This is a genomic window from Silvimonas soli (genome assembly GCF_030035605.1).
GTDB lineage: Bacteria > Pseudomonadota > Gammaproteobacteria > Burkholderiales > Chitinibacteraceae > Silvimonas > Silvimonas soli.
Map to the genome: position 1 here is coordinate 759,912 of NZ_CP106736.1, position 11,557 is coordinate 771,468.

General features: G+C 59.6%; 7 protein-coding genes. 2 read left to right on the forward strand and 5 right to left on the reverse strand.

What is annotated here, in order from left to right; translation table 11 throughout:
* The first annotated feature begins 54 nt into the window (after nucleotides 1-54).
* Nucleotides 55-4,110 carry a PAS domain S-box protein gene (locus N7220_RS03550; protein WP_283150104.1) on the forward strand — a complete coding sequence of 1,352 codons (4,056 nt, stop codon included), beginning with the start codon at nucleotides 55-57 and terminating at the stop codon, nucleotides 4,108-4,110.
* On the opposite strand, the gene N7220_RS03555 is transcribed toward N7220_RS03550, so the two are convergent.
* The gene (locus N7220_RS03555; protein WP_283150105.1) at nucleotides 4,107-4,886 is read right to left on the reverse strand and encodes a copper chaperone; all 780 of its coding nucleotides are present in this window, start codon (nucleotides 4,884-4,886) and stop codon (nucleotides 4,107-4,109) included. The genes N7220_RS03550 and N7220_RS03555 overlap by 4 nt on opposite strands.
* Before the next feature lie 3 nt (nucleotides 4,887-4,889).
* A complete protein-coding gene (locus N7220_RS03560) occupies nucleotides 4,890-6,371 on the reverse strand; it encodes a tyrosinase family protein (RefSeq protein WP_283150106.1) in 1,482 nt (493 codons plus the stop codon).
* Between the two features lie 268 nt (nucleotides 6,372-6,639).
* Here N7220_RS03560 and N7220_RS03565 point away from each other — a divergent pair, with 268 nt between their 5' ends.
* Nucleotides 6,640-6,909, forward strand: coding sequence for a hypothetical protein (locus N7220_RS03565; RefSeq protein WP_283150107.1), 270 nt, complete (start codon nucleotides 6,640-6,642; stop codon nucleotides 6,907-6,909).
* A gap of 698 nt (nucleotides 6,910-7,607) precedes the next feature.
* On the opposite strand, the gene N7220_RS03570 is transcribed toward N7220_RS03565, so the two are convergent.
* From N7220_RS03570 to N7220_RS03580, 3 genes are all read right to left on the reverse strand, one after another.
* A complete protein-coding gene (locus N7220_RS03570; protein ID WP_283150108.1) occupies nucleotides 7,608-9,383 on the reverse strand; it encodes an ABC transporter ATP-binding protein in 1,776 nt (591 codons plus the stop codon).
* A gap of 103 nt (nucleotides 9,384-9,486) precedes the next feature.
* Nucleotides 9,487-11,229, reverse strand: a complete 1,743-nt coding sequence (locus N7220_RS03575) for an ABC transporter transmembrane domain-containing protein (RefSeq protein ID WP_283150109.1) — start codon at nucleotides 11,227-11,229, stop codon at nucleotides 9,487-9,489.
* A gap of 124 nt (nucleotides 11,230-11,353) precedes the next feature.
* The gene (locus N7220_RS03580) at nucleotides 11,354-11,545 is read right to left on the reverse strand and encodes a hypothetical protein (protein ID WP_283150110.1); all 192 of its coding nucleotides are present in this window, start codon (nucleotides 11,543-11,545) and stop codon (nucleotides 11,354-11,356) included.
* Nucleotides 11,546-11,557 lie beyond the last annotated feature (12 nt).

The following is an 11,557-nucleotide window of genomic DNA, read 5'->3' on the forward strand; positions in this document are numbered from 1 at the left end:
AGTAGCGCCGCTTTTTTGCCATATGCGTGGCATGTCTGAACAGGTGATCTCGTCATGACCGGGTTGAATCAGCAGTCCGCAGAACAGCTGCAGGAAGTCTCCAGACGTACATCAGCCTTGCTGGCTTACGAAGTACTCGACACGCCTGCCGATCCGGCGTTTGACGATATCGCCAGGCTGGCGGCGCAACTATGTGGCGTTCCCATGGCATCCATCAGCTTTTGCCTGCCTGAGCGCGAGTGGTTCAAAGCCGCCATTGAGTTACCGCAGCGCCAGTTGGTGGCGCAAGACGCCTTTGCTCCGCTGGTGCTGGACGCAAACGCAGCCGTGGTGGTGCCCGATCTTGCCGCCGATCCGCGCTTTGCCAGCCACCCTTGGGTGAGCGATGCGCCGCAACTGCAGTTTTATGCCAGCGTGCCATTGCGCATTGCCGATGGCCTGGCAATCGGCGCGCTGGCGGTCTACGACACTCGCCCCGGCAACTTGAGCGAACAACAAGCCAGCGGGCTTGAAACCCTCGCCACACAGATCATGACGTTGCTGACGTTGCGCCAGACGCAAGCCTGGCAACTCAGCACCGAGGCATCGCGGCAGAAATCCGCTGCACTCAACCGCTTGATTCTGGATAGCGCCACCGACTTCGCCATTGTTTCGATGGACCGCGAAGGCCTGATCACCTCTTGGAATACCGGCGCGGAAAAAATCATGGGCTGGACCGAGGCGGAAATGCGTGGCCAGCCTGCGCACGTTTTTTTCACCCCCGAGGAAGTAGCCAATGGTGTCCCGGAACAGGAAATGGCGGCATCGCTCGTGTCCGGGCGCGGTGAGGATGATCGCTGGCATATGCGTAAATCCGGCGAGCAATTCTGGGGCGCCGGGCTGATGATGCCGTTACGTGGCGATATGGGCGAACACTTGGGGTTTATTAAAATTCTGCGTGATCGCACCCAGCAACGCGCCATGGACGAAGCACTGCGCGAAAGCGCGGAATTCACCACCCGTTTGCTCGACGGCAGCCCCGACTGTATTCAGGTGCTGGACTTGGCAGGCAATCTCACTTTTATCAACAGTAGCGGTTTGCGACTACTGGATATCCAGGATGCCGAATCGGTCAAATCCCGGCACTGGGCCGATTTCTGGGAGGGCGAGAACCAGCTCAAAGCGCTCAATGCGCTGGCCGCCGCCCAAGCCGGTAAAACCACGCATTTCCAGGGCAGCACCCAGGCGTTCTCGGGCCGGAAAAAATGGTGGGAAGTGGTGCTGACTCCGGTGTTTGATGAACAAGGGCAGCCGGAAAAAATCCTCTGCATTGCCACCGATATCTCGCAAGCCCACCACACCCAGCAACAACTGGCGCGCAGCGAAACCCGCTTTGCCGCGACCTTTGACCAGGTGCCTGCCGGCCTGTGTGAACTGACACCGCAAGGCGCCTTTACGCTGGTCAACGACCACTTGTGCGCCTTGTTCGGTCTGACGCGTGAAGCGTTGTTGCAACTCACCCTGGCCGATGTGCTGCACCCCGCTGAGCTGGAAATGACACTGCCGCAACTCTCGGAAGCCGCGCTTGGCGGCAGCAGCTTTGACGCGATCAAACGCTATGTGCGCGGCGATGGCGAAGTGTTGTGGGCCAACACCAGCGTGTCCTGCATCCGCAGCGAGAACGGCGAGCCCAGCTCTCTGCTGGCGGTGATTGTGGATTCTTCGGAGCAGAAAAAGTCTGAAGAACGCCTGCTGGCCACGAATATGCAGCTGGAAACCGAGGGCAGCCGCCTGAAGCAACTGTTCTCACACACCCCAAGTTTTATGGCGATTTTGCGCGGGCCGGATCACGTATTCGAATACTTCAATTCGCGCTGTGATGAGCTATTCAAAAACCGCAAGTTGGCAGGCCTGCCCGCGCGGCTAGCGCTGCCCGAACTGGCAGGCCAGGGTGTGCTGGATTTACTGGAACAGGTGTACACCACCGCGCAACCTTTTCTGGGCAACCAGGTGCCAGTCACGCTGAACTTGCCGCAAAGTGCCGATCAAGACGGCGATGCAGACACGCAAACCCACTATCTGGACTTCATCTTCCAGCCAGTGGCCGATACCGATGGCAAGGTCACCAGCATTTTCTTTGAAGGGAATGACGTCACCGACCGCGTGCTCGCCACCGCTTCGGCCCGCGAGCGCGAGAACGAAATGCGCACGCTGGCCGAGGCATTGCCCAATCATGCGTGGTCGGCCAGCCCGGATGGCAATCTGACGTGGTTCAACCAGCGGGTTTATGAATACACCGGCGTTGAGCCCGGCACGCTGGATGACGCAGGCTGGGAACAAGTGGTGCATCCGGAGGATCGCGCGCGCTCGGCGGAGGTATGGCAAAACGCCGTGGCTAACGGCACACCGTATGAAGTGGAAGCCCGTATCCGCCGGGGCGTGGATGGCGCGTATCGCTGGTTTTTGATTCGGGCGCTGCCAGTACGTGGCGAGCTGGGCGAAATACGGCGCTGGATCGGCACCAACACCGACGTAGACGAACAGCGCGTACTGACGAGCCAGTTGGCAGGCCTGAATGCCACGCTCGGCCAACAGGTGGAAGAACGCACGGCAGACCGCGACCGGATGTGGCGTTTGTCCGTACACCCGATGATGGTGGCGCAATACGACGGCATGATCCTGGACGTTAACCCGGCGTGGACCAATCTGCTGGGCTGGTCTGCCGAAAAAGTGCGTGGGCGCTTCTTTCCGCAGTTGTTGCATGCGGAATCGCGGGCAGACGCCCAGTTGCGCATCTCGCAGGTGCAGTCAGGGTTGATCGTTAACGAGTTTGAAGTGCAGGTTGCGCATGAAGATGGCAGCTACCGGCTGATTTCCTGGACCGCTGTGGGCGAAGGCGACCGCATTCATGCCATTGGCCACGACGTGACTGCCGAGCGGCTGGCGCAAGAAGCATTGCGCTCTTCCGAAGAAGCGTTGCGCCAGTCGCAAAAAATGGAAGCCGTCGGCCAGCTCACGGGCGGCATCGCGCACGATTTCAACAACCTGCTGCAAGGCATTACCGGATCGCTCAGCATGGCCAAGCGCCGTGCCGGGCAAGCCCGATATGACGATCTGGGCCGCTTGATCGACAACGCGGTGGCATCAGCCAATCGCGCAGCCGCCCTCACCCACCGCTTGCTGGCGTTCTCGCGCCGCCAACCGCTCGACCCCAAGGCGCTAGCCGTCGATGAGTTGATTCGCTCCATGGAAGACCTGTGGCGCCGCACGCTGGGCGAGAGCATTGAACTCGACCTGGTCTTTGGCGAAGCGCTGTGGCCTGCCCTGTGCGACGAAAACCAGCTGGAAAACGCCCTGTTGAACCTCATTATCAACGCCCGCGATGCCATGCCTGACGGTGGCCAGCTGGAGGTTCAGGCCCGCAATATCGAAATCGATTCGGTGGTCGCCGCCCGCAGCCTCGATATGAAAGCCGGACAGTATGTGTGTATTTCGGTCAGCGACACGGGCACCGGCATGGCGCCAGACGTCATCAAGCGCGCTTTTGATCCTTTCTTTACCACCAAGCCACTGGGCGAAGGCACCGGGCTCGGTTTGTCGATGATTTACGGCTTTGTGCGCCAATCCAACGGCCACGTGAACATCAGCAGCACCGTCGGCAAAGGCACCACCCTCAGCTTGTATTTGCCACGCGGCACGCTCGCCAGCACCGAATCCGCCGAGAACCTGGAGATCTCCGCCACGCCCACCGCCGGGCATGAAGAAACGGTGTTGGTGGTCGAAGATGAAGCGCTGGTGCGTGAACTGATTGTTGAAGTGCTCAGCGAGCTGGGCTACGTCTCGTTGCAAGCAGGCGATGGCCCGTCGGGACTGGCCATTTTGCAATCGAGCGCGCGCATTGATCTGCTGGTGACCGACATTGGTCTGCCCATTCTGAATGGCCGCCAAATTGCCGACGCCGCCCGTCTGATCCGCCCCGGACTGAAAGTGCTGTTCATGACCGGTTACGCCGAGAACACCACCATGGCCAGCGGCTTTCTGGAGGCCGGCATGGAGATGATCACCAAGCCGTTTGCCATGGAAACACTGGCCAACCGCATCCGCAAACTCATCGAAAGCCCGGCCAGCTAACGCACTTGCCAGAGCGCCAGCAAGCCACCTAATGCCAGCAGCAAACCCGCGGTTATTCTGGCAGAAAGACGCGGCTGGTAACGTTCGGCCACGCAGATTGCGCTGACTCCCGCCATCGCCAGCAAATGCGCAGGGGCGAATGCCGCAGCCAGCATCATCGCCCAACATGCTTGCAAACAATGGCGCCCGATGAACCAGCCGTAACGCAAACACGCCATATCTGCCTGCCAGCCTGTGGGGGCCAGCGGCACAGTGCGGTGGCAGATGCGCAAGGCACGCAATCTGGCCGGAGCGATTTGCCAACCGGCGGCCACGCCAAACAACAGTAGCGGCAGGCGGGCATCAGGTCGGCCAATATCGCTGACGTTATCCAGCGCCAGCAATACGCTGAGCACAAAACCAGCGAGCAACCAGACCAGCAGATATCCACCCAGAAACGCCGCGATCGCCCGCTGGCGGCGCTGCCACAAACTGCGAAAGGCCACGTGACGGATGGGCATGATCAGCAGTGGCAACATCATCGCCGCAGTCATGACCAGCCAATGAACAAACTGATGTGCAGTGACGGACCAGCGCCACTGGCCGAAAGTCGCGTTGGCGGAGCACATCATGCCGGTCCAGTCCGGCGCAGTTTGCCGCATGGCCAGCAGCAGCCAGCCCCACGCCAGCACACACAGCAGCAGCGCCCACCATTCCGGATGCCAGCGTAGCCAGTGCTGGCGCTGTACCCGGTTCCCGCCCCGCCAGCGGCGAGCCGGAAATGCGCCCGCAAGCATGTGTCAGTCGCCGTAGTACAGGCTGATGCGGCCCACTTGCACCTTGGGCGTTTGCCCGGTCGGTCGCAACGGCACAAAGGTGACGTTGAGGGTGCTCGGGTCCCAATGCCCTTGAGCCTTGAGCCCGGCGACCACATGCGTGACATCCAGCACATAAGTCAACCCGCTTCCCTCATGCAGTAGATCGGTACTGGATGCCACGCCCAGGCCAAACATCGGCAAGGTACCGGCAAAATGCGGATCGCTCTGGCTGGGAGAGGCCGCTGCCACCGGCATGTTCAGATACACCGCATAAGCGCCGGGACGACCAACGCCAGTGATGTTTTCCAGATTCAGATAGACCTGCGTGGGTGCTGGTGCAGACGTTAACGCCGCGCCGCGCACCGTGGGGACCGGTTGCAGGGCCACTTGCGCGGTGGATGCACCGGCCGCCAGCGCATGCGGCTGCGCCGTTGCGCCAACCAGTTCGGCCGGTTGTTGCAACGGGGCGATGGCAGCACCCATGGGCGCGGGTGCGGGGGCGTGCGGTTTCACCGGCGGGCTCGCCAGCGGATCAGCAATATCTTCATATTTGTACCCCAACAAACTGGCCGTGGTGTCTTCTACCTGGCTGGGAATCAACACCTGCACCGCGCCGGTGGCATCGTGAAACTGGAACTTCGCTCCCTTGGCATTGCGCCAGTCCGGATCAACCGGGTTCACGTTTACGCCTGGGTTGCGGTGCTGCCAGACCTCCCATAAGCGGTCGATATTGGCGTGATGCAGCCAGAAGATCGGGTCCAGCGCAGCAGTCTCGAACAAGCTCATCAAGCCGGTATTTCCACCCACCGCCACGTGGATATCGCCGTGCGGCGTTTTCTCCAGCGCGCCGGTGGCGCCGCCGCCGTGGCTGAATGTGGTTTTAGGTCCGCCAAAGCCAGGATGGCCACCGCTGGATGTGCCGGTGTACAGCTTGTCGGCGACGCATGACAAACTGGTTTCCGCCGAAGTAATACCCACATCACCGCTCACATTGGGCGCACGCGCTGCCACGTTCAAGGCATTGGGGCTGCCATCGGGCAAACTGGCCGCCCAGAATGCGGCAGGCAACTTGAAGGCATCCGGATTACCGGCGTCACTGTAATTCCAGTATGGCAAAGCCCAATCATCCGGACCGCCCAGCTTGCGCACGGTAGCGGCAACCATCTGCTCAAAGTACACCAGATACATGCGGTGCCACGGCAGAAAGAACCACGATGAATGCTGACACTGGCTCCAGAAAGTGTGTTGTTCAGTGCTGGAAGGCATGGTGTCGCTGGGCGAAGCAAACGGGTCTTCGCTGGGATCATAACCATGAATCGCCGCTTGATAGCGCCAGCTGGTCGGGTCGTTGATCGGCCGGGTTTGCATATCGGCCACGGCCTTGGCGTACCACAGCAGGATCGGGTCCCATTGCGGCAGTTTCCAGACATCCCGGCGTGTTCTCGTACCTGGTGCAGCGGCCATGCTCAGTCTCCAGCGTGTTCTACCTTGGTTTTGAGCGCCCCTGCTGTTCTTGTCCGCCAGCCTGGTTTGTCCGGGCTTGGGGTATACATGTTTCTGGATCAGATGCCTGTATGTGTCAAGCCAGTTTGCGGGTTGGGAAGATGAAGGGAAGTAACCCGTACTACCGCCCGCGCCAGGCGTGGTGAAAAAACGGAACCATGCCCGCTGCACGTGTTCTACCAATACAGAAGGCCGGATATTGATCTGGCTGCAAGCAAGGAGTGAGGCTATGAGCACAACACCGTTATCACCGGAAATCCTGACTGGAGAAACTGGCGGACTGCACACGCATCTGGATACGCTGGAAAGCGCGCTGGATTACGCGCTGGCAAAAAAAGAAAGCCCCAAAACGCCTAACCCGGAAACCTGGCAAGTAACTTTCAATGTGCTGTCCCGTGCTGCAGACAGCAAAAGTCCCGCCGATATCGAAAACGCCCGTGAACAACTGGCCCGGGCCGTGGGAGAAACCTTGCGGGCGACGGGGAAAGAGGCTTATTGAGTGTTAGCAGGAAAGCTGGCTGGGACATCGGGCATCGACTTTAATAGTTTGAGTGCCTGCGGTAGGGGTGTTTTGATACCCGCGCTCCATAAGCAACACAGTAGATCAACCATGGCGCGGCGGGTTTCACCCGCCCTACATAGGGTGCAATACCCCGTAGGGGCATAGCACCTACCCATGCCATGAACAAGAGCACCGTGCTTTAGCTTTGTGTTCCAGCAATGGCAAAGGCATTGCCTGGTGGGTTACGTCATAACGGCTAACCCACCCTGCGTGTGAGGAAGGTTTAGCTATGTAGCCCGGATGAAGCGCCAGCGAGAAACCGGGAGGCAATGTATCAACCAGCCACCTGCATTCGCCATGACCCACATTGCACCCCGGATTGCTTCGCGAATCCGGGCTACGGTTCTATGGCATACCCAGCGGCCCCACTGGATTCCCGCCAAGGGGACCGTCGAGGCCGGAAATGACGAGGTGGTGGCGATGCAAAGGTTTCTGCCGTTGCCGTTGATTTTTCCCTGGCAAACACCATAGCAAACTACGCCGACGGAGAGTCGAAGAAACGTGCCCCCGGTCACCACCGGGTATCAAACGCCTTTAAAACCCGTGCCAAAGGCACTCAACCTTCTGACGTTGAAATTGAAGGTGGCTTTACCCTCAAAACCACAAACTCCAAGCCACCTCTCCACCCAAAAAAATCAATCCTGCAACTGCTGCAACAAATACAACCTCTGATAAATCCCGTTCCCAATCGCCATCAACTCATCATGCGACCCCGACTCAGCAATATGCCCATGGTTCAGCACAATGATCTTGTCTGCATCCCGAATCGTCGACAAGCGATGCGCAATCGAAATCATCGTCACCTTGCCATGCAATGCTTCCAGCGCCTTTTGCACTACCTGTTCGGTTTCGCTGTCGATATGCGATGTGGCTTCGTCTAGCAGCAGAATACGTGGCTTGCCCGCCAAAGCGCGGGCGATGGCGATCAGCTGTTTTTGCCCACTCGACAAGCGCGTACCGCTCTCGCCCATATCAGTGTCGTAACCGTTTTCCAGCGACAAGATCAGCTCGTGCACGCCCGCCGCTTTGGCGGCGGTTTCGATATCCGACTGGCTCAAGCCGCGACCCATATCGATGTTCTCGCGTGCACTGGCGGCCAGCAGAAACGGGTCTTGCGGCACCAGGCCGACACCGGCCCGGAAAGCCTCGTCACTGAATCTGGTCAGCGGTACACCATCGATATCAATCTCGCCCGCTTGCGGCGTGTAAAAGCGCAGCAGCAGTGACAACAGCGTGGATTTGCCGCTGCCTGTATGCCCGACAATGCCGTAGAACTTGCCCGCCGGGATATCCAGATTCAAGTCATGCAAAATGGTCTGATCTGAGTTGTAGCCAAAGCGAAGATTGGCAAAACGCACCGCGCCTTGCTGCACGCGGGCCTCGCCATCCGGTTGCGGGCCTTGTGATTCTTTCAGCAGCGTGTTCACCCGCGCAGCTGCCACCACGGCTTGCTGCAACTGGCTGAACTGCAAGGTGATCTGGATCAGCGGATCGACCACGCGGGCGATATAGCTCACGAACGCATACAACACGCCGATTTCCAGCGCGCTGAACTGGCGCTCGCCAAACGAATAAATCACCACCACCAGAATCAGCGCGTTGAGCAAATCCAGTGCCGGACGCAGCAGCCAGGCGTTGGCCGACAACTCGCTCAGCCGCGCGGTGTAATGCGCATGGTTGGTTGCAGCAAACTTCTTCGAGAAGCGTCCGGCCGCATTACTGGCTTGTAGCACGCTCATGCCGGCAATCGACTCGGCCACCTGGGCGTTGATCTCGCTGCGCAATTCGCGCGCTTGTGCCACGGACGGCGCGCTCCAGCGCTGATACCACCACACGATCACCACCACGGCGGGGAACAGCGCCAGCACGATCAGCATCAAGCGCCAATCCAGCAGCGTCATCGCTAGCATGGCGCCGGTCACCACAATGCAGCTGTCGAGCATGACAAACAGCACTTGCACGTACAGCGCTTTGACCGACTCAGTATCGTTGGTCACGCGGCTGACCAGTTGCCCGGTGATGGCCTTGTCAAAAAACGCCATCGGCAAGCGGATCACGTGGCCATACACCTGCTCGCGTAAGCGCTGGACCGAACGCATCGCCACGCCCGCCAGCCGCGTCAATTGCAGATAGCGCAAAATACCGGCGGCATAACCAGCGACCAGACACCCGGCCAAAATTCCGACGATTTCCGGCACAGCCAGATGGCGCGGCAGCAGATAGTTGTCGATAAACAGCTTGCTCAGGAATGGCGACAACGCTTCCAGCAACGCCGCGACCACCAGCCAGAACGTGCCCTTCCACAGATGGCTGTGTTCTGGCGCAGCGGCCGAACGCAGCAAGGTGATGGCATCGCGCCGTTCGGTTTTCAGACTTTCAACCCGCAGGTTGTCTTGCATAACCACGTTCATTTTTTAGAATCCACTCAACGTAGGGTGCGCATTAATGCGCACCGCCAGATCGCTCCGCGTTCGCGCGCCATGCGCGCAAACCCTACACCGCCCAACCGTTCGCTCAGAGCTCATCGAGACTGGCCTCCAGTTGTTGGTAGCGCCACTGGCTGGCATACCAGCCGTCGCGCTCTACCAGATCTTCATGACTGCCGGTTTCAGTAATCCGGCCATGGCGCAACACGGCGATGTGATCGGCATCGGCCACGGCGGACAAGCGATGGCTGACGATAATCACGGTGCGACCGCGGCGCGCTTCTTTCAGGTGTTGCAGAATCTGCGCTTCGGTCTGGGTATCCACCGCCGACAGCGCATCGTCCAGCAACAGCAGCGGCGCATCGGCCAGCAGCGCCCGGGCGATCGCCACACGTTGGCGTTGCCCGCCAGACAGCGCCACGCCCTTCTCACCCACTGGCGTGTCGTAACCATGCGGCAAACGCAGGATGTCTTGATGCACTGCCGCCAGTTTGGCCACGCGCTCAACGTCTTCGCGGGTGGCGTCTGGCTTCACCAAGGCGATATTGTCGGCAATCGATGCGGAAAACAGAAACGGCTCTTGCGGCACCCAGCTGATGGCATTGCGCAGCGTATCGAGTTTGTAATCCTCGACGCTCACGCCATCCCATTCGATAGCACCGGTTTGCAGCGGATACTGGCGCAGCAACAAACGCAGCAAAGTGGATTTACCCGAGCCAGTCGGTCCGACCAATCCCAGCGTTTTTCCGGCTTCAAGTTCTAGCGAAACGGCGGATAAAGCGGGTGCGGTTTGCTCAGGGTACGAGAACCCAAGATTGCGATAAGCCAGTAGACCTGGGCGCAAGCGCTCGGTCTGACCATCGTCAGACACACTGGGCACATCATCCAGAATCGGCCCGAGACGCCCCCACGCCGCCTTGCCGCGTTCCAGCAAAGACAACACCCAGCCCGCGGCAAACATCGGCCAGATCAGTTGCCCCAGATACATACTAAAACTGGTCAGCGCGCCAATGGTCAGCTCGTTGTGCCACACCAGATAACCACCCACACCCAAAGTGGTGACGGCGGAGGTGCTCAATGTGAGACCCACGGCCGGTTCAAACGCAGCTTCCCAGCGTTGCGCGGTCAAACTGCTGGCAGCGGCATCACCGGCCAGTTTCGACAACTCATTGCTGTTGCGGCCCTGCAAACCCAGCGCACGCATGGTTCGTACGCCGGTGAGCGTTTCCTGCACGTGATCGTTCAGCTTGCTGAAACGGCCAAGCGAATCATGCCAGGCATGGTGGATGTGATCCGAGATGCGCCAGAACGCCAGCGCCATCAGCGGAAAAGGCAACAATGCCGCCAGCCCCAAGCGCCAGTCGATACCCAGCGTCATCATCGCCACCACCAGGATGAGCGTCATCGAGCCATCAAAACCGGCCAGCATGGCTTCACCGGCGGCCAGCTCTACGGCGTCGATATCGTTGGTAGCACGCGCCATCAAATCGCCCGTGCGCTGGCCGTGATAAAACCCCGGCCCCTGCACCGTGAGCTTGTCGTACAAACGAGTACGCAGCCGCACGCCCAATTGATACGCAGCGGCAAACAACTGCAAGCGCCAGCCCACACGCAAAAAGTAGATAGCCACGCCCATCAACAGCACGATGCCCAACTGTTCGAGCAACGCAGCACCGGCCAGCTTGTGCGCGACTAGTTGATCAATGATGTGACCCACCTGGCGCGGAATGGCGACGCCCAGCACGGCCACGGCAACCAGCATCAAGGCCGAGGCGAAATAGGAACGCCAGTGCTGCCGGATAAACCCGGCCAGCAAGCGATAAAGACTCATGACAAAACCTTTCTTTTCAATTCTTTTTCATCGAGAGCAGACCGCCCCACCGGCTTTGCGGTGTTGTGGGGTGCTTCGGCGGCGACATTCGGGGCGAGGTAAGGTTGTTTAGCGGCCAGCGCCGCTACCTTTGCGCCACGCGGCGGATATGGGGCTTGAGCGGTTCGTCGTAATGTCGTCGACACCAACCGTCGTTTCGCGTTTTATTCACGCCCAGTCGAACCCAAGCAATCAGCGCCATGGGCGGATGATTGGGCAAGCCTGTGCCAAGGAGCGCAGCATGTTGCCTGGTCTGGGTCAGTAACTGATTCAGCATGCCGGTTCTCCT